The sequence below is a fragment of the Micromonospora sp. NPDC005291 genome, from assembly GCF_040607415.1.
Lineage (GTDB): Bacteria > Actinomycetota > Actinomycetes > Mycobacteriales > Micromonosporaceae > Micromonospora.
This window is the reverse complement of the sequence record NZ_JBEXGR010000025.1, coordinates 39,689-64,049: the sequence shown is the minus strand read 5'-3', so window position 1 is coordinate 64,049 and position 24,361 is coordinate 39,689. Positions and strand designations below refer to the sequence as shown.

Genomic DNA, 24,361 nt, shown 5'->3' with positions numbered 1-24,361 from the left:
TAGATCACTGGGAGCGCGCGATGACCGAACAGCAGCCGTACCGGGTGGTGTCCCGACACCCCGGCTTCGAGCTGCGTCGGTACCCGGCCCACCTGGTGGCCGAGATGCAGATCCAGGCGTCGTTCACCCGGGCACCGATAGAGGCGTTCCGGCCGTTGGCCGCGTACATCGGGGGCGCCAACCGGGCCCGGCACCCGATCGGACCGGCCGCCCCGGCGACGTCGGCGGCCGGTGACCCGGAGAAGATCGACATGACCGTGCCGATGGTCCAGGTGGAGGGTGAGCGGCCCGGGGCGTACCTGATTCAGTTCGTCATGCCGGCCACCTTCACCGCCGCTACCCTGCCCGAGCCGGTGGACGCCCGGGTGCGGATCCGCGAGGTTCCGGCGCAACTGGCAGCGGCGATGCGTTTCTCCGGGCGGTGGACCGAGCAGGCGTTCAGCCAGCGGGCCACCGTGCTCGGCCGATCGGTCACCGCGGCCGGGCTGCAACCCACCGGGGCCATCCGGTACGCGCGCTTCGACCCGCCGTGGAAGCCGTGGTTCCTACGCCGCAACGAGGTCGTGCTGCCGGTCGTGGAGTGAGCTAACGGCGGCCGTGCACGGTCGGCCACGCCAGCAGCAGCGCCATGCCGAGCCCGGCGACCAGCCCGGCCAGGGAGCTCAGCAGGTCGGAGTCGGCGGAGTTGATCGGGCTGTTGCCGGCCAGCGCGGTCAACGTCGCGCCGATCGGCAGCACGAGGACCATGACGATGGCGGCAACCACCAGCAGCGCATACGGACCCACCAACGCGGCGAGCGCGGCCAGTGCGTGGTGCCGCCAGACCGGCCGGTCACCTGGCCAGTCCCAGGCCAGCAGGGTGACCCCGGTGAGCAGCACCGCCCACAGGGCCAGCTCCGGCAGGAGCCGTGAACCGGGCGCGGCCGCACGGATCAGCCCGACGCCGAACAGGGCCGCCACAGCGAGACCGGCCGCCAGCCCACAGCGGGCCCTGGTCCGCGCCGGGGCCGCCGTCAGCGCGGCAGCGATGGTCAGCGCGACCAGCAGCGCCGAGGTTGCCAGGGCTCCCTGGTTCAGCTCCGGCTCCCGGTCGGTCGGTGACTCGATGGCGGCCGCCACCACCACCAGCACCCCGGCCACACAGGCTGCGCCGGTCAGCGTCCTCCGGTCGGCGGTTGGAGGCTTGCCTCGCTCCCGCCACAGCAGAACCGCCGCGAGCACGCCGAGCACCGCGCAACCGCCGACGGCGAGCAGCACCGTCGCATCGACACCGATCGGGTCGGCCCGGTCGATCGCCACGTCGGCCGCGACCCAGAGGCCGCCGAGCAGCACGGCCGGGCCGCTCCAGCGCAACTGCCCCCGGCCGGCCAGCATCAGCCCGAGGACCACCGCGACGATCGCCACGAACCGCAGGTCCCGTGCCCAGTAGGCGTTGTTGCCCGGCAACCGCTCCGACCAGGGGCCGATCGGCTCGGTCAGCGGTTGCCACACGGTCATGCCAACCGCCCAGAGCACGACGGCGGCGGCGGAGAGGAGCAGCCCGACCGGGCGCGCGGATCGCATTGGTGGACGGTAACTGCCAGACGGCCACGTCGGACACCCCGCGGCGGGGACGAGCGACCTAGGCTGAGCGGGTCTGCCCGGCATCCGAGGAGGAGCCATGACCCGGTACGTCGCCCTGCTGCGCGGGGTCAACGTCGGCGGTGTTCGACTCGCGATGGCTGATTTGCGCCGGCTGGTCACCGACCTCGGGCACTCCGACGTCGAGACCTATCTGCAGAGCGGCAACGTGGCCTTCGGCAGCACCGTTCGCGACGCCGAGAAGTTGGCCGCCGGGATCGAGCGGGCGCTCGCCGACGAGCTGGCGTTGACCGTGCCGGTGCTGGTGCGCAGCGGCCGGGAGTTGGCGGCGGTGGCCGGCGGCAACCCGTACGTCGACCGGGAGGACGACCCGAAGAGGCTGCTGGTGGCCTTTCTGCGCACCAGCCCCACGAAAGCGGCCACGGCGGCGCTGACCGTGCCCGGCAGCGAGAACGTGTCGTTCACGGTGACCGGCCGGGAGGTCTTCCTGCACTACGTCGACGACGGTTACGGGCGGTCGAGGTTCAACAACATGTACCTGGAGAAGAAGCTCGGCGTGGTGGCCACCACGCGAAACTGGAAGTCGGTGCGCGCCCTGGCCGAGATGGCCGCCAGCTGACCAGGTGGGGGCCGCGCCGGCCCCCACCGAAGCCGGTCAGAAGTGGTACGCGGTCTCGTACTCGGGCACCAGCACCCGACTACGCGGCGAGATACGACGCACCGCCGCGATCATGTCGTTCAGTCGGGTGCGGTCGGTCTCGGCGACCGACGGCGGGTTCTCCAGCGGCGTCTCGAAGTTGTCGAAGTGCACCGGCACCACGACCTTCGGGTAGTTGAGGCCGGCCAGCAGCCGGGGTAGGTAGTCGCCGGTGGTGGTGGCGTTCTGCAGGGCCACCATCGCCACGTCGGGTGCCAGCCCGGTGAGATTCCGCTCGGCGACGTCGCTGGCCCCGGTGAAGTACACCGACGGGCCGCCGTCGACCCGCAGCAGGTAGCCCAGCGTGTCGCCCTCGGGCAGGTCGGCGATGGTCGCCGGCTGCGCGGGCTGACTCACCCGCACCCCCGGAAAGGCCAGGGAGTACGACGGGTTGCGGCTGTGCAGCGAGCCGACCACCTCGATGGTGTGGTTGCCGAAGTCCAGCACCTCCCCACCCTTCACGGTGCTGAGCTGCGTCGACGGCACCCCGTAGGCCAACCCCAGGTGGTACGCGGTCAGCGTGCCGAACACCCGCGCGCCGGTGCGCTTGGCGATGTACGGCACATCCATGAAGTGGTCCCAGTGCGTGTGCGTGACCAGCACCGTCGTGGCCCGGTCGACGCGCGGATCGATCACGTCGGTGCGCACGGTCAACGGGGTGTCCGTCTTGAACGCGCCGGTGAACAGCCCTGTGTCGATCCGGCTGAGGAACGGGTCGACGAGGACGGTCCGGTCCCCGATGTCGACGCGCCATCCGGCCGTACCCCACCAGCGGAAGCTGACCGCGCCCTTGCGAGGGGTGGTCGGCGTGGGTGCGGCGGCTGGCGGCGCGGCGTGGGCCGGGGTGGCGGTGCCGGCGACGAGGCCACCGGCGGAGACCAGGGCGGTGGTGGCGGCGGCGTCGCGCAGGAAGCGTCGGCGGTCGAGACTGGGCATGCGGATCTACTCCCCGTGGTCGGGCGATTGGTCGACACGAGCCAACCAGCGCCACCGGGCTCCGGTCCAAGATCGAAGACCGCCGGCTCTGATACGCCGTCGCATATCGGGCCTGCTCAGCGACGGTGCGTCGGCGCTCCGACGGGTGAGAAATCAGCCGCCACGCAGCGCCTCGACGGCCGTCCGGGCGGCGTCCCCCATCGCCAGGTCCACGTCGATCCGGCGCGGGGCCAACTGGTCGGCGCGGGCGAAGACGGCGATCGCGTACCGGCCGCCGTCGGGATACTCGGCGACCCCGGCCTCCAGGTGCAGCCCGGGCAGGGTGCCGGTCTTACCGAACACCCGGACGCCGGGCGGGAAACCTGCGGCCAGCCGGGTCCAGAAGATCTGCCGGGCCATCCAGGTACGGACCATCGCGCAGGCCGCCGCCGGCCCGGCCTCGTCCCGCCAGATCAGGGTGAGCAGTCGAGTGATCTCCCGGGCGGTGCTGGACGTGGTGTGCAGAGGGTCGAACACCCGCATCGCACGGACCCGGTCCGCCGACAGCGTCGGGAAGATCCGGGCGAACTCCGCCTCGGTCCGCGCACCCACGTCGGCGAGCATCACCTCGACCAGTTCCCGAGGACCGCCGACGACACGGGTACGGGTCAGCCCCAGCTCGGCGGCCAGCATCGGCAGCAGATCCGGGCCGACCCGGCGCAGCAGGAGGTCGGCGGCGGTGTTGTCGCTGACCGACATGGCGAAGTACGCGAGGTCGCGCAGCGACACCTCGGCGTCGTCGGTGCAGCCGGCCAGGCCCCAACCGCCGAGCCGGTCGTCGGCGGTGACCAGAATCCGCTCGGTCGGGTCCAGCTGACCGGCCTCGACCTGCCGGGCGAACTCCAGCACCAGCAGGATCTTGAAGATCGAGGCGATCACGACCTGCTCGTCGGCCCGCACCCCCACCTCCCGACCACCGTCGGCCGGGCTGTCGAGGGTCAGGTCCACGGCGTCGAGGTCGACGACGTGCAGGCTGGCCGTCACCCCGGCAGCGGCGAAGATGGCCTCGATGCGCTCGTCCACGTCCACGCCCGCACGGTATCCAGCGGCACCGTGCCGGCGCTGGCGTAGGGTCCGGGCGTGGACCTGCTCCGGCACCTGCGACACTTCGTGGTGGTCGCCCAGGAGCTGCACTTCGGGCGGGCCGCGGAGCTGCTCGGGATGGCCCAGCCGCCGCTGAGCCAGTCGATTCAACGGCTGGAACGGGAGTTGACGGTCGAGCTGTTCGACCGGTCCCGCCGCCAGGTACGCCTCACGACCGCCGGTGAGCTGCTGCTCGGCGAGGCGGAGGAGTTGCTCGCCGGCGAGGGTCGGCTCCGCAACCTGATGGGGCAGATCCGCGCGGGTGAGCTCGGCGTACTCCGGGCCGGGGTGCCGCCGGAGACGCCCGCGGTGACGCTGCGCGCGCTGCTGGACGGGCTCACCACCCGGGCACCCGGCCTGGACGTGGAGCTACACGAGTTGACCACCGCCGAGCAGGTACGGATGCTCGCCGAGCGGACCCTGGACGTGGGGCTGGTGCACCACCCGGTGGCGGCGGACGGGCTGCGCTTCGGCGCCACCGTCGACGTACCTCTGGGGGTGCTGCTGCCGCGCACCTCGCCGCTGGCCCGCGGCCGTGAGGTGACGCTCGCGTCGCTGGCCGGTCTGGACCTGGTGGCTGCGCCCCGGGCCACCGCGCCCGGCCGGCACGATCACCTGCTGGCGGTGTGCCAACAGCATGGTTGGCGCCCGGCTCGGGTACGCCCGGCCCGCAACCCTGAGTTCCTGTTCGGGCTGGTGCTGGCCGGTGGCGCGGTGGCCGTGGAACCCGCGACGGTGGCGCGACGCGAACCCCGGATCGCCTGGCGGCCGATCGCCGACGCGCCGCTGGCGAAGCGCACCTCGGCGGCCTGGCCGGACCGGTCGGCACACCCGGCGGCGTCGATGTTCGGGCAGCTCGCCGCCGAGGTGCTGGCCGACGCCGAGCCCGTCGCGCCCGCGCCGGCTCAGCCGTCGGTGCCAGCGGAACGGCCCTGGCCGGTGTTGTTCGACACGACCGGGTGACCAGACCCGACGTCATGCTCGTCACCCCGGCCTGGACGGTGAATCGACCTGCCGCTCGGGTATGGATGACAGGCAACGAAGATGACGCGAAGGAGCCGCAATGGCCAACACGATTCCCGACATCAGCCTGAACGACGGCACCACCATTCCGCAGCTCGGCTTCGGGGTGTTCCAGATCGAGCCGAAGGACACCGTCGCGGCGGTGACCACGGCGCTTGAGACGGGCTACCGGCACATCGACACCGCCGAGATGTACGGCAACGAGGCCGAGGTCGGCGAGGCGGTACGCAGGTCCGGCCTGGACCGGGGCGCGGTCTACGTGACGAGCAAGCTGAACAACGGCTTCCACCGCCCGGACGACGCGCGCAAGGCATTCGACTCGACGCTCGCGGCCCTGAAGATGGACTACATCGACCTGTTCCTGATCCACTGGCCGCTGCCGACCCTGTACGACGGCGACTTCGTCTCGACCTGGAAGGTGCTGGAGGAGTTCCAGCGCGACGGCCGGGCCCGCTCGATCGGTGTGTCGAACTTCCAGGTGCCGCACCTGCGGCGGCTGGCCGCCGAGGCGGACGTGGTGCCCGCGGTGAACCAGATCGAGGCGCACCCGTACTTCGGCAACGAGGAGGTGCGCGCCTACAACCGCGAGCACAACATCCTCACCGAGGCGTGGTCGCCGATCGCGCAGGGCAACGTGCTGGGCGACCCGACGGTGGTCGACATCGCCGAGCAGGTCGACCGGACGCCGGCGCAGGTGGTGCTCCGCTGGCACGTGCAGCGTGGCGACATCATCTTCCCGAAGTCGACCACCCCGAAGCGGATCGAGGAGAACTTCCGGATCTTCGACTTCGAGCTGGACGACACGGCGATGGAGCGGATCACCGAGCTGAACAAGGGCGAGGCAGGCCGGCAGGGCGCGCACCCGGACACCTTCGCCTACGTCCCCCGCTGATCCGGCCCCGCCGCCGGCGGGACATGGTCCGGTGAGCGTTATGCCTCAGAGTCATATTGATGACTCTGAGGTATAACGCTCTTACGGGAGGTACGGCCCGTGCGGTTCAGGCGCCGACGCGCTCGGCGATTCGCCGGAACGCCGCCTGGGTCGGCGAGCCGGGCTCGGGGACGTAGACGATCATCTTCTGGTCGGTCTCCGGCACCAGCAGAACCCGGCACTCGAACTCCAACGGACCCAGGTCGGGGTGCGGCACCCGCTTGACGATCGGACGGCGCTCCTCAACGTCGTGCTCGGCCCAGAGCTGGGCGAACCGGGGCGAGGTGCCGAGCAGCTCGGTGACCAGCTCGCGGATCGCCGGGTCGGCCGGGTAGCGGCCGTAGGCGGCCCGCAGGTCCGCCACCGTGCTGCGGACGAACCGCACCGTTTCGGCGTCGCTCCAGTGGCTGCCGGCGGCGGATTGCCGGAAGGTCCAGCGAATCATGTTGCGGTCCGCGTCGGGCACGGCCGCGAGGTTCCCCATGAAGTACGTCGACAGGTGGTTCCAGGCCAGGACCTGGTACGCGGCATCGACGAGGTACACCGGAGTCTCGGTCATCGCGTCGAGCAGGTGCCGCAGCCCGGGTGGCACCTCCCGGCTCGGCCCGACGGTCTGCGGCGGGTTCTCCCCAGCGATCCGGAACAGATACTCGCGCTCGTCCCGGCTCAGCAGCAACGCCCGGGCCATCGAGGCGAGCACCTGCCGGGACGGGTGCGGCCCGCGGCCCTGCTCCAACCGGATGTAGTAGTCGATCGACATTCCGGCGAGTTGGGCCACCTCCTGCCGACGCAGGCCGGGAGTGCGCCGGCGTACCCCATCGGGGAGGCCGACCTCGGCGGGGCGCAGGCGGGCGCGGCGGCTGCGCAGGAACGCTGCCAGTTCGTCACGCCGCAGGCCGGTGCTCGTCATGCCTCCAGCATGCCCCGGGCGAAGCCCGGGAGGGTGGTACCGCTGGTCCCAGCCTCAGCCGACTCTCCCCGAACGCCACCCACACCGGCAGGCTCGACGGCATGACGAACATGATCGCCCTGATCACCGGGGCCAACAAGGGAATCGGACTGGCCACCGCCCGACAGCTCGGCGGCCTGGGGATGACCGTGCTGATCGGGGCGCGGGACGCCGAGCGGGGCCGGGCAGCGGAACGGGATCTGCGCGACGGCGGCACCGACGCCCGGTTCGTGCCACTGGACGTGACCGACGCCGAGTCGGTGGCGGCCGTCGCGAAGCTGGTCGAGGCGGAGTACGGCCGACTGGACGTACTGGTCAACAACGCCGGCATCGTGCTCGGCGACGGCGCGCGGGCGCTGCCCAGCGACACGACCGTGGCGACGCTGCGCCGGGTGTACGAGACGAACGTCTTCGGGGTGGTGGCGGTGACCAACGCGCTGCTGCCCTTGCTGCGCAGGGCACCGGCGGCCCGGATCGTCAACGTCTCCAGCGAGGTCGGCTCGATCGCGGTGATGACCGACCCGGACGGCGCGTTGTTCGCGCTGACCTCCGTGCCGTACCCGTCGTCGAAGGCGGCGCTGAACATGGTCACCGCCATGTACGCCAAGGAGCTGCGGGACACCCCGATCAAGGTGAACGCGGCGAACCCGGGCTACTGTGCCACCGACCTCAACGGAAACAGCGGCTTCCGCACGCCCGAGCAGGGCGGCGAGGTCAGCGTGCACCTGGCGACGCTGCCAGCGGACGGCCCGAGCGGGCTGCTGTGGGGCTTCCAGATGGACGCCGGCGGTGGGTACGGCGAGCTGCCCTGGTGAGCGCTTGAGGTGACTGCGCTTCAGCCGCCCCGCCGGTGTCAGCCTTCGACCGGCGGGGCGGTCAGGTCGAGCTGCCAGTCGTTGGCGCGCATCATCTGCCCCGGCGGGTATTCGAAACCGGTCTCGCCGAGCAGGGTGAAGCCGGCCTTGCGGCAGACCGCGTTCGAGGCGGGGTTGTCGACCGAGGGGTAGGCGTGGGCGTAGCGCCGGTCCCGTCGGGCGCGGACCACGTCGACCGCCGCGCGCACCGCGACCGTCGCCAGCCCCTGCCCCCGGTACGCGGGCAGCACCGCCCAGCCCAACTCGTACACCGGTCGCTCGCGCCACTCGCGGGCCCAGTAGCCGACACTGCCCGCCCGTGCGCCGTCCGGCAGCACCAGCGTGAACATGCAGCCCTGCCCGCCCTCGGCGAAGTGCACGTAGCGCTCGTGCCGGGCGAGCACCTGCTCGTCGGTCTCCGGACCGCCGGTGTGCTTGCGGGTGTCCGGAGAGTTGAGCTGCCGCAGCAGGTCGAGGTCGTCCTCATGCCACGGTTCGATGCGTACCTGTGCCATCCCACTCCCCTGTTCGTCGGCCTCAGTCAAGCCGACCCCTCCGACATTCCGCACCGAAACGCCGTCCGCTAGATCGGATCTAGCGGACGGCCTGTCGTCACCTCGCGCCTGATGGGTGGAACGACAGCTCGGGAGGGGGAAAGATGACACCGCTCAGGATTGCCGTGCTCATCGGCAGCACCCGGGAGGGGCGGGCCGGCGACCGGATCGCCCGCTGGTTCACCGATCAGGCCGCGCGGCACGACGACCTGGCGGTGACGGTCGTTGACCTGACCGAGTACGACTTCCCGACCAGCTATCCCGCCGAGCCGACCGCGTCCATCCGGGCGTTCGTCCGCGAGGTGGGTCGGGCGGAGGCATTCGTCGTGGTCACCCCCGAGTACAACCACAGCTTCCCCGCACCCTTGAAACAAGCCATCGACTACGCGTATGACGAGTGGCAGGCCAAGCCGGTCGGTTTCGTGTCGTACGGCTGCCGCTCCACCGGTCTGCACGCCGTCGACCAACTGCGCACGGTCTTCACCGCACTGCACGCGATGACGGTGCGCGAGGTCGTAGGGATCGACCTGCTCGCCGGTGGGCCGACACCACAGTGCACCGACGAGTTGAGCCGCGACACCAACGTCCTGCTCGACCAGCTCCGCTGGTGGGGTCTGGCGTTACGCGACGGCCGGGCGGCCCGGCCCTACGTCTCCTGAACACGTCTGACGAAAGGTAAGGATCATGAGTAGACGCACCACCGGCCTGGCCATCGAGGCCGAGGGGCTCACCCGCACGTTCGGGGATACCAAGGCGTTGGCCGGGATCGACCTGCAGGTGCCCGCCGGCACCGTCTACGGCCTGCTCGGCCCGAACGGGGCGGGCAAGACCACCGCCGTCCGGGTGCTCGCGACGTTGCTGCGCCCCGACGGCGGCTCGGCGCGGGTCTTCGGGCACGACGTGGTCACCGAGGCCGACAAGGTCCGTTCCCGGGTCAGCCTCACCGGCCAGTACGCCTCGGTCGACGAGGACCTGACCGGTACGGAGAATCTGGTGCTCCTCGCCCGCCTGCTCGGCCTGCGCAAGCCGGCCGCCCGTGAGCGCGCGGCTGCCCTGCTCGCCGCGTTCGGGCTGACCGAGGCGAGCGACCGCCAGGTGAAGAAGTACTCGGGTGGGATGCGCCGCCGCATCGACATCGCCGCCAGCATCCTCAACACCCCCGATCTGCTCTTCCTCGACGAGCCGACGACCGGTCTCGACCCGCGGAGCCGCAACCAGGTGTGGGAGATCATCCGGGCGGTGGTGTCGCACGGCACGACGGTGCTGCTGACCACGCAGTACCTCGACGAGGCCGACCAACTCGCCGGGCGGATCGCGGTCGTCGACCACGGCCGGGTGATCGCGGAGGGCACCCCGGGCGAGCTGAAGTCGTCGATCGGCTCCGGCACGGTCCACCTACGACTGCGCGATCCCGGGCAGCGACCCGAGGCGGAGAAGGTGCTCCGGGAGGCGCTCGACGTACCGGTGCAGCTCGCCGCCGATCCGGTGGCGTTGACCGCCCGCGTCGGTGAGGCCGGCACCGACCTCGACGCCAGTGCCCAGGCCGCCCGCGCGCTCGGCGACCTGGCCCGCGCCGGCATCGTCGTCGACAACTTCTCCCTCGGCCAGCCGAGCCTGGACGAGGTCTTCCTCGCCCTGACCGATCACCCCGCCGTGCCGGCCGACGAGCGCGACGACGAGCTGGAGGCAGCCCGATGAGTGACGCCACGACCACCACGACCGAACGGGCGCCGTCCGTCTACATCCCGTCCGCCGAGGCGCTGGCGACCGTGCTCGCGCCCGGTGCCCGACCGCCCCGGCCGAGCGCGCTGGGTGCGTCGCTCACCTTCGGCTGGCGGGCCATGCTGAAGATCAAGCATGTGCCGGAGCAGCTCTTCGACGTGACCGCGTTCCCGATCATCATGGTGCTGATGTTCACGTACCTGTTCGGTGGCGCCCTCGCCGGCAGCCCGCGCGAATACCTGCAGTTCTTCCTGCCCGGCATCATGGTGACCAGCGTCGTAATGATCACCATGTACACCGGTGTCGGCCTCAACACCGACATCGAGAAGGGCATCTTCGACCGGTTCCGGACCCTGCCCGTCTGGCGTCCATCCGCCCTGGTCGGCATGATCTTCGGCGACGTGCTGCGCTACATCCTCGCCGCCCTGGTGATCCTGGGGTTGGGGCTGGTGCTCGGGTTCCGGCCCGCTGGCGGGGTGGTCGGCGTGGCCGTCGGGATCGGGCTGTTGGTGATCTTCTCGTTCGCGTTCTCCTGGGTGTGGACGTTCTTCGGGCTGATCCTGCGCAGCGAGAAGTCGGTGATGGGGGTCAGCATGATGGTGCTGTTCCCGCTGACGTTCCTGAGCAACGTCTTCGTCGAGCCGAGCACCATGCCCGGCTGGCTCCAGGCGTTCGTGAAGGTCAACCCGGTGACGCAACTGGTGGCCGCGATCCGTGGGGCGATGAGCGGCGAGTCGGACCCGTCGGCCACGATGTGGCTGCTGGTGTGGAGCGCCGGATTCGTGCTCGTCTTCGGCTCACTGACCATGTACAAGTACAACCGCCGCTGACCCTGCCCAGACCCGACCGACGGGCGCCGCCACGGCTGTGGCGGCGCCCGTCGGCGGTCAGACGACCGCCGGCACCTCGGCTCGCGTGACACCGCGCAGGCGGGCGACGTCCTTACTGGGAGGCGCACCGAACTGACGGCGATATTCACGACTGAACTGCGACAGGCTCTCGTAACCGACGCGGATGCCCACCCCGGTGACGTCGTTCGGGTGCGTGGCGAGCAGGAGTCGCGCCTCCTGCAACCGGATCTGCTTCTGGAACTGGATCGGGCTCATGGCGGTCACGGCCTGGAAGTTGCGATAGAACGCGGACACGCTCATCCCGGACAGGCGCGCCAGATCCTCCACCCGGAACGGCTGCGCGTAGTGGTCGCGGATCCACCGCACCGCCCGCGCGATGTGACTGAGGCTGCTGTCGGCCAGACCGAGCTGCCGGACGGCGGCACCCTGCTCCCCGGTGAGCAGCAGCCACAGGATCTCCCGTTTGATCAGGGGAGAGAGCACCGTGACGTCCCGGGGCCGGTCCAGCAGCCGAAGCAGTCGGATCACCGCGTCGCCGAGTTCGGCGGGAGCGTCGCTGACCACCATCCCTGACGGCGTCCCGCCGGCCAGGGGCGGGAGATCGCCCGGCGCCGCCTGCAACAGCAACTCCGCGACCGTGGCCGGGTGCAGCACCAGCCCGAACCCCAGAGCCGGCGAGTCGGCACTGGCCTGGGTGAAGCGGCCGGTGACCGGCAGGTCGACCGACGCGACAAGGTACTGGCCGGCCCGGTACTCGTACACGCGGTCGCCCAGCGCCATCTGTTTGGCGCCCTGAGCGATGAGTGCCAGCACCGTGCCCGACATCGACGTGGTTGGTGCTGTCTGCTGCTCGACCTTTGAAATCAGCACCCCGTCGATGGCGGTGCTCATGTCCGGCCGGGCGTGACGGGTCAGCAACGCCCGCAGCTCATCGAGGTCCACGGCCCGATTGAAGCACACGACTGATCCTCGCCACAACGAGAGGATCAGGCAAGGACTGAGGAGCATCTCTCTAACGATTCTGCTGGTGGCGGTGCTTCCATTGGAGTGTCAGTTTCCCCGGCAACGCAGCGCCGCTCGACGATCAGGAGTCTCCAGTGATGACCGTCCACCACGGGTTCCAGGCCACCATGACCGCCCAGCCGGGTAAGGCTGACGAGCTGATCGCGCTGTTGCTCGATGCGCCGTCCCTGCCCCACGACGACTGCCTCGTCTTCCTGGTGTCCCGCTCGGCGTCGGACCCCGACGTCGTCCACGTCATCGAAGGCTGGACCAGCGCCGAGGCGCACAGCGCGTTCTTCGGCGGCGAGCAGGCGCAGGCCCTGGTCGCGAAGCTTCAAGCGCTGCTGGCCGGCGACTCGGCGTACACCGACGCGGTGCCGGTTGGCGGCAAGGCGACGTTCTGAACCGGCGACCGCACCCCGACCCGATTTCAGCGAAAGGACCTCCCATGAACTCCCCCCGACCGGGCATCGACCCCGAGTTGCTCGTACCCCTGGCCGAACTGCCCTCCATGCCGCCCCTCGGCCCCGAGGTGATCGAACAGTTGCGCCACTTCCCACAACCGTCGATCGAGACCCACCTCGAAGGCCGGGCGGTCGAGCGGCGCGAGGTCACCGTTCCCGCCGGTGACGGAACCCCGATCCCGCTGTCCATCTTCAGCCCCACCGATCGTGTCGCCGGTGCGCCCTGCGTCTACTGGATCCACGGCGGCGGGATGATGTGGGGCGACCGCTTCTCGAACATCGACGTCCCCCTGGAATGGCTCGACCGGTTCGGCGCCGTCGTGATCTCCGTGGATTACCGACTGGCCCCGGAAGCGACCGGTACGACCCTGGTCGACGACTGCTACCAGGGCCTGCTCTGGGTGGCCGAGAACGCCGCGGGCCTCGGCATCGACCCCGCCCGCATCGTCGTAGCCGGTGCCAGCGCCGGAGGTGGTCTGGCGGCAGGAGTCACGCTCATGGCTCGCGACCTAGGCACCCCGGTCATCGCCGCCCAGTTGCTGTCCTGCCCCATGCTCGACCACCGCAACGACACCACCTCCAGCCTTCAGTACAGCGGGCTGGACGGCGTGTGGACCCGGGAGATGAACGAGTTCGGATGGCGCACCGTCCTCGGCGAGCACACCGGCGAGAGCGTCTCCGCGTACGTCTCACCCGCGCTGGCGGACGACCTGTCTGGCCTGCCGACGACCTACATCGACGCCGGGACCGCCGAGGTGTTCCGCGACGAGGACGTCGCCTACGCGACCCGGATCTGGGCCGCCGGTGGTCAGGCGGAATTACACCTGTGGGCCGGCGGCTTCCACGGATTCTCGGCGCTGTTCCCGCAGATCCGCGTCTCGGACGCCGCACGGCGCACCCAGGCCGACTGGCTCGCCCGAGTCCTGGACCCCAGCCCCAAGCCCCAGGACTGAACCGGACCCACGGCCGGCAGCGACCAGGCGTCGCGCCGGCCGTGGGCTCAGAGCCGCCAGCGCAGCGGCTCGGACGGCAGGTAGCGGCACGTGCTGCCGGTCGACACGGCTTCGCGCAGATGGCTGGCGAGGGCCGGGTGCCGCTCGTCGAGCTTGCGCAGCGTGTCCCGGATCCGTGCGGTCACCGTCTTGCGGGCCCGCTCAGCCTCGTCGCCCAGACGGCGGCTCCGGCCGGCCAGCCCAGCAGCGGCACGTAGCTCGTCGAGCAGCGCACTTCGCTCGGCATCCAGTGTGGACACCTTTCGGTCGTCGTCGCGCGCGGCGGCCCGGTCGATCTCCTCGTCGAGGCGTGCCAGGTGCCGCCGGTAGCGGGCCTTCGCCTCGTCGTCGAGGACCGGATCAGCGCCCATCCGGCGGGCGGCGACCAGCTCCGGGCCGGCGGCCGGGTCGAGCAACTCCACCGCCGGCACGTCGCTGCCCGGCCGGCCCAACAGCAGGTGCAGGTCGTGCAGACCCTTGGCGTCGGGCAGGTGTACGACGGCACCGGCGTAGGCGAGCTGCCAGACCGGCCCGTCGCGGCGGAATTCGTACTCCTGGACCAGCACACCGACCGGCGCGGCCTGGCCTGACGCGACGGGCTGGCCCTGACCCGGCCTGACAACCTGGCTCGACCCTGCGGCCTGGGTTCGTCCGGTGACCTGGCCCGGCGCGACGGCCTGCTCCGGCGCGGCGGCGTCGGTGGGCGTCAGGGCAGCCAGCCGGTCGCGCACCTGCGTCATGCCGAGGGCGGTGGCGTCCCGGACGGTGGAGGCGCGCAACGCGGCCACCGTGGCGGCGTCGCCCGGCTGGTCACGACCGGCCAGGGCGGCGATCAGCCCGCCGCTGGCGATGAGCGCCCAGGGCCGGGAGCCCATCCGGTCGGCGGAGTCGCGGGCTGCCGTGAAACCGGCGATGGCGTCATCCCAGCGCTCCTGCGCCGCGTCGACCACCGCCAGCCAGTGGTCGACCGGGCCGCTGATGTCGCAGCCGAACAGCCCGACCATCCACTCCCCACGGTGCGGAATCAGCGCGGCCCGTGCGTCGTCGCAGCGCTGCGGGTCGCGGGACGCCGCAGCGGCCTGCGCGCGCAGCCGCAGCCAGAGCGGCGACACCGGGCGGGGGTAACGGATGCCCGCGGCCTCGATGCCGGCGGTCAGCCGAATTGCTGCTTCGTCGTCACCGCGCTCCGCCGCGGTGGTCGCCAGCAGCAGGTCCCGGTAGGGGTAGTCGGTCGGCGCCAGCTCGCCCAGCAGCGCGTTGGCCTCGTCGAACCGGCCCTGCAGCAGCAGGCGTGACCAGCGCACGTGATGGCCCATGAACGCGAACTCGGCGTGGCCCGGGTCGGCGAGGTCGGTGAGGACGATGAAACGCTCATCGGCCTCCGCGAAGTCACCGCGAAACGCCGCGATGATCCCACCGTCCACGGCTGCCGCCATCCGGGGTCGGGCCAGGTCGTCCAGCTGGCCGGCGGTGACGAAGGCGGTGAACTCCTCGGCGAAGCGGGGGTCGCCCAGCTCCAGCAGCGCCACCCAGCGCAGCGAGGTGGCCCACAGCTCGGTCTCCCGATCGCCGGTGCGGCGAGCCACGTCCCGGATTTCGGCGGTCAGCGCCGCCCGCGCACCGGCGGTGCCCAGCCCCCAGGTGGTGTCGTGGCGGGCCCACAGGCTGAAGGTGAGCGTCTCGTCGTCCCGGCCCCGGCGGGCGATCGTCTCGGTGGCGGTGATCAGGTCGGCGATCAACGTGCCGACCAACGCGGTGTCGTCCGGCTCGCCGATCAGCCGCCGGTACGCCTCCCGCACCAGCTCCGCCGCTTGGTGCGAGCGCCCGATCTCCACCTGTCGAGCGCGGTGGACCGTGAGAGCAACGCGTGCCAGCAGGACCGGGTCGTCGAGCGTGCGAGCCAGTGTGGCGGCCTCGGCAAAGAGCTTCCCGGCCTCCTCCCGGCCGGCGTGGTGGTAGCGCACCTGACCGAACTCGACCAGGGTCCGGACCCGTTGTGCCCGGTCTTCGACAACCTCCAGCGCCCTGCCGAAGTGCACTGCCGCCTCGTCGATGGCGAGCCGGGAGAACGCATCCCGCCCTGCGGCGACCAGCAGCTCGGTGACCCGGGCCCGGTCGAGCGCGGGGCCGGCCAGGTAGGCGTGGCGGGCCAGGTCAGCCGGGATCAGCCGGTCGGTAAGGTCCGTCGGCGGGTCGACCGCCCGGACCACCGCCGCGTGCCGGGCCCGCCGATCCTCCTCGGTGAGCCCGTCGTAGAGCGTCTCCCGAACCAGGTCGTGCGCGAAGGCGAACCGGCCCCCGCCCCGGGCGACCACCAGCCGGGCGGTGATCGCCCGGTCGAGCAGCCGGTCCACCTGCGCCGGCGGGGCCGCCGAGCTGGCCGCCAGGACCTGACGGTGAAACTGGCGGCCCAGCACGGCGGCGACGGTGAGCGCCTCGACCACCGCCGCCGGCAACTGGGCCAGCCGACGGCGCACCGCCTCCCGTACGCCGGGTGGGATCGTCCCGGCCGCACCGTCGGCGCGCCACAGCCGTGCGGTCTGCTCGACGAAGAAGGGGTTGCCGCCGGTACGCCCGTGCACCCTGTCCACCAGGTCGGCGTCCGGCTCGCGCCCGGCGGTGCGGGCCATCAGCGCGGCCACCTCGTCCCGGGACAGGCCGGTGAGGGTGATCGTGGTCGCCTTCGTGACCAGCGGCATCAGCAGCGGACGCAGCGGATGGTCGCCTGACTCGACCTCAGCGTCGCGGTAGGTGCCGATCAGCAGCAGTCGTTCGAACCAGGTGTGCTGGGCGGCGAAGCTCAGCAGCCGTAGTGAGGCCGGGTCGGCCCAGTGCAGGTCGTCGAGGACGACCACGACCGGCCGCTCCTGGGAGACGGTGACCAGCGCGGCGGTCACCGCGTCGTACAGGGCGAACGCGTCGCGGTCGGCGATGCCTCCGCCCGTGTCGAGGCCGGCCCAGTTGGCGGCGAGACCGGCCTGCTCGCTGGGGGCGCCGACCTCGCCGAGCAGGGCCGCGAGAGCCGGCTCCGCGGCGTGCCGCGCCACCGCCCAGTCGTCAGCGGAGCGTCGCAGGCCGCGCAGCACCTGCAGCCACGGCCAGTAGCCGGGGGCGCTGTCGGAATCCCAGCAGGCGGCGCCGAGCACCAGTGCCCCGCGCTGCCGGGCCTCCCGCGCGGCTGCCGTGACCAGCGTCGTCTTGCCGATGCCCGGCTCACCGGTGACCAGGACGAGACCGCCGTAGCTGGTGGCGGATCGGTCCAGCTCAGCGCGCAGCAGACCCGCGGGATGATCCCGCCCGATGATGGCGTCGCCGAGCCGCGCGTCCATGGTTTCCAGACGGTACTGGAACCGTCCGACACAGGTCGGCTGCTTTTCGGGTCGGCTGCGGCTGCTCCCGGCACCACCGCCGCGGCGGTACTGGTGTCCTCCAGGCCCTTTGGAGCTGATGTCGTTAACGATTCACGTCTCCGGCAACCCTCATCACTCCTTAACCTTCCCTGTCAGGCTAGGATAGGGAGTGATGAGGGAAGACATGTATTCGGTAGAGCAGGTCGCCGAGCGGCTCGACCTGCACGTCCGGACGGTGCGCGGCTACATCCGCTCCGGCCGGCTAAAGGCGGTGCGGATCGGCAAGCAGTACCGGATCACCGCCGGCGATCTCGACGCGTTCACCGGGCAGACCCGAGCCGTCACCACGACTGCCGGGCCAGCGGAAGTGTCGAGCATCGTGCAGATCGACGGCGTCGACCGGGCCGCCGCCGACCGGCTCGGCACGCTCATGCTCGCCAGCGCCAACACCGGCCATGACCAGGCCCACCGATTGCGGGTGCAGACGGTGCACGACGAGGAACGCCACCGCATGAAGATCATCATCCTGGGCGACCCCGCCGCCACCGCCGAGCTGCTGCACCTGCTCGACGCCGTCCTCAACGCCGACAACGGCCTGCTCAACTGGGAGGTCCACGATGCCTGACGAGATCCAGGAACGCGCCGGGGTGCAGGTGCTGGTCTGCGACCCGGCCGGCCCCACGGTCGCCACCGAGCAGGACGCGCTGGACCTGATCGGGGCGGCGTTCCTCGGCGCCCAGGTGGTGGCCATGCCGGCCAACCGGCTCGACGAACGCTTCTTCGCACTGGGCACCCGCTTCGCGGGCGACGTGATGCAGAAGTTCGTCAACTACCGGCTGCGGCTGGCCGTCGTCGGCGACATCTCGGCACAGCTTGCGGAGAGTTCCGCCCTACGCGCCCTGGTGTACGAGTCGAACCAGGCCGGGCACATCTGGTTCGTCCCCGACCTCGACGCGCTCGACGCTCGCCTCCACGCTGCGTCGTAGCCGCCTCACCGGTCGTGGACGACCCCCATCTCCACCGCGTCCGGTTCGATCCCCCTGGCCTGCGCCTGCCCGGCTGCCCACCGTAGATACGCAAGCCACTCCTCGGATGACCAGGCGTTTCGGCGGCTGACACCGACCTCGGCGGGGAGGTGGCTGGCCACGACGCGGTCGAGGATCAAGGGCTGCACACCGCCCACGCCTCGTCGGTAGCCGACGAAGTAGAGAACCTTCGTGAACAGGCCCGGCCCCAACCACGGCAGCCGCGCGTGGTCGGGGTCGGACAAGCGGCGGTACGCCGTTCGCAGCGCGTCCTCATCCGACGTCTCTTCCAGCGCGTACGCCAGGCGTTTGCCGTCCGGATCGGCGGCGAGCGACTTGGCGGCGCGCCACGGGCCGTACCCGATGGGTCCGTAACCCCAGACCAGCACGGCGGTCAGCAGTTGCCGGGCGCTCGCGGAGCCGGCCCGGTACGCGTCGGCGACCGCGAAGACGTCGCGCCGCCAGATTTCGCCGCTCGTCGGAAGGTTGTCGGGCCACGCGTCTAGCGGCAGCCCGGCCCGCCACCGGTCGATGTTCACGATGACCGGGGCCTGCTCCCCCGGTAACACCACACCCTCGGTCGCCTGCATGTCGTCTCCCTCGGATCGCGCCCTCTGTCCGGACGCTACGACCGACGCACCCGTGCCCACCGCCCGCTGACGCCATATCGCGGTATCGATAGGAACGTGCCTACTCAGGGACGTCCGCCAACTGCTCGACGCCGGCACACTCACCCTCGTCAACCCCGTCCGATACGACGGCAGTCTCACCGCAGCTCATGACTAGCTGTTGCGGGCCACGAGGTTGACGACACTCGCCCAGGCCGAATCCGGTTGCGTCATGACCGGTGGTTTTGAGTAGTGTTTGCGCCATGTCGAGCCCTGAGGCATCCACGGTGGGGGCTTTCGGTCACGCCGTCAGCCCCCTGAACCGCTGAGTTTTCAGCCCGCTTCCCAGCAGTTCTGCTGCCTGGGACATCTGCGCGCACCCTTGGGGCGCTGGCCGCGGTGACGAGACGTTTCCTCGTTCTCTCTCACCTCGGAGTTTTGGATGCCTCTGCCGCTCTATCTGCTTGCCGTGGCGGTCTTCGCCATGGGTACGTCGGAGTTCATGCTCGCCGGCCTGGTGCCGGGCATCGCCACAAGTCTCGATGTGTCGGTCGGGGCCGCCGGGCTTTTGACCTCGGCGTTCGCTGTCGGGATGGTCGTCGGCGCGCCGCTGATGGCGGCGCTTGCGCGTCGGTGGCCGGCCCGAACCAGCCTGCTGGGCTTCGTGCTGGTTTTCGCCGTGGCCCACGTCGTGGGCGCCCTCACGACGAGTTTCGCGGTTTTGCTTGTCACCCGGGTGATCGCAGCCCTGGCCAACGCGGGTTTCCTGGCTGTGGCTCTGAGCAGGGCGACCACGCTCGTCGCAACTGATCAGAAAGGGCGCGCGCTGGCGGTGCTGCTCTCGGGTACGACGGCGGCCACCATCGCCGGAGTGCCCTGCGGCGCGGTGCTCGGCACGCTGCTTGGCTGGCGGGCAACCTTCTGGGCGATCGCACTACTCTGCCTTCCCGCTGCCTACGGCGTCGTGAAGAGCATCCCGGCCCGTGCCGGAACGACCCCTCAGGGCACTCCGGCTCACTCGTCGCTTCGGAGCGAAATCGCCCAGCTCGGAATGCCCAGGCTGGTCCTGGTCATGCTGCTCGGCGCCCTGGTCAACGCTGCCACCTTCGCCACGTTCACCTTCCTGGCGCCGATCGTGACTGACACCGCCGGCCTGGGCGAGCTGTGGGTCTCGGTCGTGCTGGTGCTCTTTGGTCTCGGGTCCTTTACCGGCGTCACCCTCGCGGGACGGCTGTCCGATCAGCGTCCCGGCATCGTGATCGCAGTCGGTGGCCCGCTGCTACTGCTTGGCTGGGTGGCGTTGGCGACCCTGGCTGCCCAGCCGGTGGTGCTTCTGCTCCTCGTGTTCGTGCAGGGCGTGCTTTCCTTCGCGTTGGGCAGCACCTTGATCGCCAGGGTGCTCTATGAGGCGGCGGGCGCCCCCACCATGGGAGGGTCGTATGCGACCGCAGCGCTCAACATAGGTGCTGCTGGCGGCCCCGCCGTCGCAGCAGCGACCCTCGGGGCCAATGCTGGTGACCTCGGCCCGGTGTGGGTGAGCGGCCTCCTCGTTGCGATCGCACTGCTCATCGCCCTGCCATTCCTGCGAGTCATCGCACCCCACGTCGGCCAGGCGGTCCGATGACCCACGCGAATGCTCGCGGAAACCCGGCCCAGATATTGACACCTGCCTATCGTTGTCGACGAGATCGCCCTAGCATTCGCACCATGCGTGCTCGCCGCGTCACCGCCACCATCGCCCTCGCCGCGCTGGCGAGCCTGCTCACCGTCAACGCCGCCCGTGCCGACGACGGCCCGGCTATCAGCACCCCCGGCAGCCCAACGGTGGTGGCCAACGAACCACACCAGCTCACCCTCAGTTGGGCACCCTCCACCTGGATCGGCGATCCGGCCGCGGAGCAGCCGATCAACTACGAGGTGCAGGTGCCGCTGGGCCCGAACACGTACCGCTGGCTCGGCACCACGCTCGACACCACGATCACGCTGACCGACCTCGCACCCGGCACGACGTACCGGATCGCGGTTGCCGCCCGCGCGCTCGGCGGCTACTCCGACAGCTCGCCCGCCACCACCGTTCGCACCGCCAGCGGCCGCGCGACGGTCAGCTACCTCAATCTCGACTGGGCCCCGACGAACAACCAGATCCAGCACGTCCTCCGGGTCACCAACACCGGCACCGGATCGCTCGACCTGAGCACGGTGCGGGTGCGCTACCACCTGCGCTTCGAGGGCGGCAACACCTCGCTGGTGCCGAACTGCGACTGGGCCGCGCTGGGCTGCGACCGGATCCGGCAAACCGTGCAGTTCTTCATCCCGCCGGGCGGGCCACCCGGGTTGACGACGCCAGCGCCGCCGGGCTACCCGATCCCGGGCACCGCGGCCCCCGGCTGGGTTGAGTTGACCTTTACTGACGGGGTGCTCGAACCTGGCGCGTCGACCGGGCCGATCCAGCTACGGCATCACCGGCACAGCTGGAGTGACATCGACGAGCGCGACGACCCGAGCTGGCTCGCCGCCACCGGGCAGTGGACCGAGAACGGGCGGATCACGCTGGACGTCGACGGGGTACGCGAGTTCGGCGACACGTAAGCCTGCAGAGCTTTTGCGGGTCAGTGGAAGATCCCATCGGATCTTCAACGTCCAGTAGACGCTGCCGTTCCGACAGGTTGGCACGGGTTGGATCAGGCCACATCCAACTCGCCAAGGAAATGCCATACAGGTCGTGGCGATGTGTATAGAGTTTCCCTGTGGGGTCGGACGAAGGATCAGAAGTCTGGCGCGTCCCCCTTGGCACCCTTCCTGTCACCTTTAGCTACTCCGAGGCCCTCGGCGCGGGCCTCTCCGAGTGGCAGCTGTACCGGCTGAGGGATCAAGGGCTGATCGTGTCTGTAGGCCGTGGTCTCTACCGGAGGCACAGCGCCGCCTTGGTCGATATTGACCTCATAGAACTCGCCCGACGCGCCCCCTCAGGCACGCTGTGCCTGACCACCGCGCTAGCTCGTCACGGCCTTACTGACGAAATCCCCGCCCGCATCGATGTCGCCCTACCCCGTGGGCGGCATCGGCCGGCTACAACCGCACCCGTCTCGTGGCACTGGTTTGACCCGAAGACCTACGGAATCGGGCGCACGGAACTGCCGGTTGATCCGGAGACCTCAATCGGGCTCTACGGCCCGGAGCGCAGCATCATCGACGCGATCCGGCTGCGACACCACGAGGGGTCAGACCTGGCGTATGCGGCACTACGGCGTTGGTTGAGACGGCCCGAGGCATCACCATCAAAGCTGTTAATGATCGCTCGGGAGTTCCCCAGGGCAGAGCGACCGCTCCGAGAGGCACTGGAGATCCTGCTGTGACCGCACGTCCGACCCGTTCCACAGTTGGCGGCCGCGCCTACCTCGACCTTCAGAACCTGGCCCGCCGCACTGGGCGGCCCACAGACGAGCTACATCAGGTCTATGCCCTGGAGGGCTTCCTTGCCCGGCTGAGCAGCTGACCTCTACCGGCGGGACAGTCGCGCGCCGGGCGCGTTGATGCTTGTGAGTCAACACGATGACTCACAAGCATCAACCACTTCGGGGAATCTGCCGTTCGACCCCTGGTTGCTCAGCCGCTGCCGGCCAACCGCACCCAGCAAGTCACGCATCCAGGATGTCCGGCTCGGCTGCCACGAGCGTGGGGCGTTCGCGACCGGGCTCATGCCGGTTCCTGGTCTGTTGGGTCTGCCAGGTGCGGAGGGCCTTCTTGATGCGGTGGTTCTCGGCTTCGGCGAGGTCGAGTTGGCGGCCCTGTTCGTGCAGCTCGTGGGCGAGGCGGTGGAGCAGCTCATTGACGAAATCGGGCTGATAGCCGCGGCGGCCGAGCCGGGTGCGAGGCAGGTCCAGTGCGGCGACCCGGTCGGGGGTGAGCGGCCCGGTCAGGGTGTGTCGACTGCGGTAGACAGCCATCAGCGGCTGAAGCCAATAGGCAGGTGGAGGCGCGCGGCGGGGATGCCGAGAGCGCGCAGCCGTGGCCGCGCGTCGGCCAGCATCGCGGGTGGGCCGCAGAGGTAGATCTCCTGGCCGGGCTGGTGGTGGTCGAGGGCGATGGTCAGGGCGTCGCCCTGCTCGGCTGGCTCGGCGCAGAGGTCATCGGAGAACGCCGGCACCACGGTCAGCCAGTCGTGGGCGCATTGCAGCTTGTCGAGGGTGATCGGGTCGTACAGGTCGGTGAACGTGCGGGCGCCGACGACCAGCGTCACCCGCCGACCATCCGGTGCGGCGGCGACCTGTTCGACGAGGGCGCGCAGCGGCGCCAGGCCGGTGCCACCAGCGACGAGCAGCAGATCACCGGTACGCAGGCTCAGGCCGGTGTTGCCGGGTGGGCCGAGCCAGAGCAGCTCGCCGGGGCGTACGTCATGGACCAGGCGGTGGGAGACGGTGCCGGCGGGTACGGCGCGGACGTGCAGTTCGACGGTGCCGTCGGCGCGTGGGGCGTTGGCCGGGGATAGCCAGCGCCAGTGCCCCGGCAGGCGTGGTGTGCAGACCGGGACCGCCTGGCCTGGCTGGAAGGGCAGCCGCCGCCAGGGACGTACCGTCAGAATGGCGATGCCGGGCGACGGCCGTTCGTGGCCGATCACCTGGACGTGCCACCAGGCCGGGCCGTCGCCGACCCGGGCGACGGCACGACGGACGGCGTGCGTGGCGCGGCACACGGCGCGCTCCCCGGCGATGGTGAGCGACCGTGTCCACAGTGGGTGGGCGTGGCGGGCCACGGTGGCGAGCAGCGCGTCGCCGATGGTGGTGGCGTGCGGGAGCAGGTCAAAGTGACGGTACGCGCGGCCGAGCACCATCAGCAGCGCCGCCCGACTCGCCGCGTCGTCACCGCCGACCACGAGGCGACCCAACGCGGTGAAGAACAGTGGCGCGTCGCGGTGTGGGAGCAGCCCGGGTCGACGGTCTTCGAGAGTGCACCAGAAGTCGCCGGCGGCCCGGTCGTCGACCAACGCCCACGCGGCAGCCAGGTTCACGCGGGCACCTCGAACGCCCGCCGCGCCCGGGCAATGTGGCCGTCCGGCAGCTCGGCTGCCCACAGCACCCCCACCAGGTAGTCGACGATCCTCCGGTGCTGCGCCTCCGACAACCCCAGGCCGCGCCAGCCGTCCGCCGCCGCCGGCTCGCCGTCGAGCGCGTTCGCCAGGCACGCCGTGAGATGCGCGGAAAGCCGGCCCAGGTCAACCCCGATGAGGTACGGCGACAGCTCCGCGTCCGCCACCACCAGCCGCAGCCAACGGGCGACCACCTCGCTCGGCGTCATGCCGGTGCGCCCTGCGTGAGCTGTGCTTCGCTGAAGCCTGCCGCCTCGATGGTGGCCCGACCCCAGCGGGCGAGCCGGCACGGGTACGGGACGCGTTCGCTGCGGCACAGCTCGCCCTGCGGCCAGCGTTCGGGAACGTGGATGGTGACCGCCCGCAGCGCGGTACACAGGTCCTCATCGGTGACGGGCGTGAGGACCGGGAAGTCGTCGATCAGGGTGGGCATGCCGGCTCCGAGACGTTGACGGATGGAGTGGCGCCGGGGCGGGCGGGTGCGGAGCTGCACCGTTCGGGTCGGCACAGCTCCGGAGCCAGCACCCGCCCCGGGCCATGCGTCGACGGTGGCGGTTGACCGGGTACGACGGCATGTCACGGTGATCGTCGGCAGCATGCGCGTTGTGTATGCG

28 protein-coding genes are annotated in these 24,361 nt (G+C 70.7%); 16 read left to right on the top strand and 12 right to left on the bottom strand.

Annotation, left to right across the window (positions count from 1 at the left end):
* Positions 1–20 precede the first annotated feature (20 nt).
* Positions 21–584, top strand: a complete 564-nt coding sequence (locus ABZT18_RS26985; RefSeq protein WP_354996305.1) for a heme-binding protein — start codon at positions 21–23, stop codon at positions 582–584.
* A 1-nt stretch (position 585) separates the two neighbouring features.
* Here the strand turns inward: ABZT18_RS26985 and ABZT18_RS26980 are convergent, their stop codons facing one another.
* The gene (locus ABZT18_RS26980) at positions 586–1,563 is read right to left on the bottom strand and encodes a hypothetical protein (RefSeq protein ID WP_354996304.1); all 978 of its coding nucleotides are present in this window, start codon (positions 1,561–1,563) and stop codon (positions 586–588) included.
* Between the two features lie 97 nt (positions 1,564–1,660).
* Between ABZT18_RS26980 and ABZT18_RS26975 the strand changes: the two genes are divergently transcribed.
* The gene (locus tag ABZT18_RS26975) at positions 1,661–2,200 is read left to right on the top strand and encodes a DUF1697 domain-containing protein (protein WP_354996303.1); all 540 of its coding nucleotides are present in this window, start codon (positions 1,661–1,663) and stop codon (positions 2,198–2,200) included.
* 36 nt (positions 2,201–2,236) lie between these two features.
* On the opposite strand, the gene ABZT18_RS26970 is transcribed toward ABZT18_RS26975, so the two are convergent.
* A complete protein-coding gene (locus tag ABZT18_RS26970; RefSeq protein ID WP_354996302.1) occupies positions 2,237–3,214 on the bottom strand; it encodes an MBL fold metallo-hydrolase in 978 nt (325 codons plus the stop codon).
* Between the two features lie 153 nt (positions 3,215–3,367).
* A complete protein-coding gene (locus tag ABZT18_RS26965) occupies positions 3,368–4,282 on the bottom strand; it encodes a serine hydrolase (protein ID WP_354996301.1) in 915 nt (304 codons plus the stop codon).
* A gap of 51 nt (positions 4,283–4,333) precedes the next feature.
* Between ABZT18_RS26965 and ABZT18_RS26960 the strand changes: the two genes are divergently transcribed.
* Positions 4,334–5,299, top strand: coding sequence for a LysR family transcriptional regulator (locus ABZT18_RS26960; protein ID WP_354996300.1), 966 nt, complete (start codon positions 4,334–4,336; stop codon positions 5,297–5,299).
* 100 nt (positions 5,300–5,399) lie between these two features.
* Positions 5,400–6,251, top strand: coding sequence for an aldo/keto reductase (locus ABZT18_RS26955; RefSeq protein ID WP_354996299.1), 852 nt, complete (start codon positions 5,400–5,402; stop codon positions 6,249–6,251).
* Between the two features lie 106 nt (positions 6,252–6,357).
* On the opposite strand, the gene ABZT18_RS26950 is transcribed toward ABZT18_RS26955, so the two are convergent.
* On the bottom strand, positions 6,358–7,200 hold the full coding sequence (locus ABZT18_RS26950) for a helix-turn-helix transcriptional regulator (RefSeq protein ID WP_354996298.1): 843 nt from the start codon (positions 7,198–7,200) through the stop codon (positions 6,358–6,360).
* 101 nt (positions 7,201–7,301) lie between these two features.
* On the opposite strand from ABZT18_RS26950, the gene ABZT18_RS26945 reads away from it, so the two are divergent.
* The gene (locus ABZT18_RS26945; protein WP_354996297.1) at positions 7,302–8,054 is read left to right on the top strand and encodes an SDR family oxidoreductase; all 753 of its coding nucleotides are present in this window, start codon (positions 7,302–7,304) and stop codon (positions 8,052–8,054) included.
* Between the two features lie 38 nt (positions 8,055–8,092).
* Here ABZT18_RS26945 and ABZT18_RS26940 read toward each other — a convergent pair whose 3' ends face one another.
* Positions 8,093–8,608: a GNAT family N-acetyltransferase gene (locus ABZT18_RS26940; protein WP_354996296.1), complete on the bottom strand. Its 516-nt coding sequence runs from the start codon at positions 8,606–8,608 to the stop codon at positions 8,093–8,095.
* Positions 8,609–8,751: 143 nt separating this feature from the next.
* On the opposite strand from ABZT18_RS26940, the gene ABZT18_RS26935 reads away from it, so the two are divergent.
* Genes ABZT18_RS26935 through ABZT18_RS26925 form a run of 3 tightly spaced genes read left to right on the top strand, consistent with a single transcriptional unit; the run spans position 8,752 to position 11,199 of the window.
* Positions 8,752–9,306 (top strand): NAD(P)H-dependent oxidoreductase, encoded by a 555-nt coding sequence (locus tag ABZT18_RS26935; protein WP_354996295.1) that lies wholly within the window; start codon positions 8,752–8,754, stop codon positions 9,304–9,306.
* A 25-nt stretch (positions 9,307–9,331) separates the two neighbouring features.
* Entirely contained in the window at positions 9,332–10,345 is a 1,014-nt protein-coding gene (locus ABZT18_RS26930) for an ATP-binding cassette domain-containing protein (protein WP_354996294.1), read from the top strand.
* A complete protein-coding gene (locus ABZT18_RS26925) occupies positions 10,342–11,199 on the top strand; it encodes an ABC transporter permease (protein ID WP_354996293.1) in 858 nt (285 codons plus the stop codon). Before ABZT18_RS26930 ends, ABZT18_RS26925 begins: the two co-directional genes overlap by 4 nt.
* Before the next feature lie 57 nt (positions 11,200–11,256).
* Here ABZT18_RS26925 and ABZT18_RS26920 read toward each other — a convergent pair whose 3' ends face one another.
* On the bottom strand, positions 11,257–12,162 hold the full coding sequence (locus ABZT18_RS26920) for an AraC family transcriptional regulator (protein ID WP_354996292.1): 906 nt from the start codon (positions 12,160–12,162) through the stop codon (positions 11,257–11,259).
* A gap of 158 nt (positions 12,163–12,320) precedes the next feature.
* Between ABZT18_RS26920 and ABZT18_RS26915 the strand changes: the two genes are divergently transcribed.
* Together ABZT18_RS26915 and ABZT18_RS26910 are read left to right on the top strand one after the other, a co-directional pair.
* The gene (locus ABZT18_RS26915; RefSeq protein ID WP_354996291.1) at positions 12,321–12,626 is read left to right on the top strand and encodes an antibiotic biosynthesis monooxygenase; all 306 of its coding nucleotides are present in this window, start codon (positions 12,321–12,323) and stop codon (positions 12,624–12,626) included.
* Between the two features lie 44 nt (positions 12,627–12,670).
* Positions 12,671–13,639 carry an alpha/beta hydrolase fold domain-containing protein gene (locus ABZT18_RS26910; RefSeq protein ID WP_354996290.1) on the top strand — a complete coding sequence of 323 codons (969 nt, stop codon included), beginning with the start codon at positions 12,671–12,673 and terminating at the stop codon, positions 13,637–13,639.
* Positions 13,640–13,686: 47 nt separating this feature from the next.
* On the opposite strand, the gene ABZT18_RS26905 is transcribed toward ABZT18_RS26910, so the two are convergent.
* Positions 13,687–17,007 (bottom strand): AAA family ATPase, encoded by a 3,321-nt coding sequence (locus ABZT18_RS26905; protein ID WP_354996289.1) that lies wholly within the window; start codon positions 17,005–17,007, stop codon positions 13,687–13,689.
* 193 nt (positions 17,008–17,200) lie between these two features.
* On the opposite strand from ABZT18_RS26905, the gene ABZT18_RS26900 reads away from it, so the two are divergent.
* Complete coding sequence (locus ABZT18_RS26900; RefSeq protein WP_354996288.1) at positions 17,201–17,653, top strand: helix-turn-helix domain-containing protein; 453 nt, start codon at positions 17,201–17,203, stop codon at positions 17,651–17,653.
* Complete coding sequence (locus ABZT18_RS26895; protein WP_354996287.1) at positions 17,646–18,014, top strand: DUF4180 domain-containing protein; 369 nt, start codon at positions 17,646–17,648, stop codon at positions 18,012–18,014. Before ABZT18_RS26900 ends, ABZT18_RS26895 begins: the two co-directional genes overlap by 8 nt.
* Positions 18,015–18,019: 5 nt before the next feature.
* Here the strand turns inward: ABZT18_RS26895 and ABZT18_RS26890 are convergent, their stop codons facing one another.
* The gene (locus ABZT18_RS26890) at positions 18,020–18,643 is read right to left on the bottom strand and encodes a hypothetical protein (protein WP_354996286.1); all 624 of its coding nucleotides are present in this window, start codon (positions 18,641–18,643) and stop codon (positions 18,020–18,022) included.
* A gap of 460 nt (positions 18,644–19,103) precedes the next feature.
* Between ABZT18_RS26890 and ABZT18_RS26885 the strand changes: the two genes are divergently transcribed.
* The 4 genes from ABZT18_RS26885 to ABZT18_RS26870 all read left to right on the top strand — a co-directional run bounded on the left by ABZT18_RS26885 (position 19,104) and on the right by ABZT18_RS26870 (position 22,157).
* The gene (locus ABZT18_RS26885) at positions 19,104–20,285 is read left to right on the top strand and encodes a Cmx/CmrA family chloramphenicol efflux MFS transporter (RefSeq protein WP_355252816.1); all 1,182 of its coding nucleotides are present in this window, start codon (positions 19,104–19,106) and stop codon (positions 20,283–20,285) included.
* A gap of 83 nt (positions 20,286–20,368) precedes the next feature.
* A complete protein-coding gene (locus ABZT18_RS26880) occupies positions 20,369–21,250 on the top strand; it encodes a cellulose binding domain-containing protein (RefSeq protein ID WP_355252813.1) in 882 nt (293 codons plus the stop codon).
* 158 nt (positions 21,251–21,408) lie between these two features.
* The gene (locus ABZT18_RS26875) at positions 21,409–22,017 is read left to right on the top strand and encodes a type IV toxin-antitoxin system AbiEi family antitoxin domain-containing protein (RefSeq protein ID WP_355252810.1); all 609 of its coding nucleotides are present in this window, start codon (positions 21,409–21,411) and stop codon (positions 22,015–22,017) included.
* On the top strand, positions 22,014–22,157 hold the full coding sequence (locus tag ABZT18_RS26870; RefSeq protein WP_355252807.1) for a hypothetical protein: 144 nt from the start codon (positions 22,014–22,016) through the stop codon (positions 22,155–22,157). The genes ABZT18_RS26875 and ABZT18_RS26870 overlap by 4 nt, the downstream gene beginning before the upstream one ends.
* Before the next feature lie 142 nt (positions 22,158–22,299).
* On the opposite strand, the gene ABZT18_RS26865 is transcribed toward ABZT18_RS26870, so the two are convergent.
* The 4 genes from ABZT18_RS26865 to ABZT18_RS26850 are packed head-to-tail and all read right to left on the bottom strand — an operon-like array spanning position 22,300 to position 24,180.
* Positions 22,300–22,608 (bottom strand): hypothetical protein, encoded by a 309-nt coding sequence (locus ABZT18_RS26865; RefSeq protein WP_355252804.1) that lies wholly within the window; start codon positions 22,606–22,608, stop codon positions 22,300–22,302.
* On the bottom strand, positions 22,608–23,669 hold the full coding sequence (locus ABZT18_RS26860) for an FAD-binding oxidoreductase (protein WP_355252801.1): 1,062 nt from the start codon (positions 23,667–23,669) through the stop codon (positions 22,608–22,610). Before ABZT18_RS26860 ends, ABZT18_RS26865 begins: the two co-directional genes overlap by 1 nt.
* Entirely contained in the window at positions 23,666–23,956 is a 291-nt protein-coding gene (locus ABZT18_RS26855) for a hypothetical protein (RefSeq protein ID WP_355252798.1), read from the bottom strand. The genes ABZT18_RS26860 and ABZT18_RS26855 overlap by 4 nt, the downstream gene beginning before the upstream one ends.
* Entirely contained in the window at positions 23,953–24,180 is a 228-nt protein-coding gene (locus ABZT18_RS26850; protein ID WP_355168333.1) for a hypothetical protein, read from the bottom strand. Before ABZT18_RS26850 ends, ABZT18_RS26855 begins: the two co-directional genes overlap by 4 nt.
* Positions 24,181–24,361: the final 181 nt, after the last annotated feature.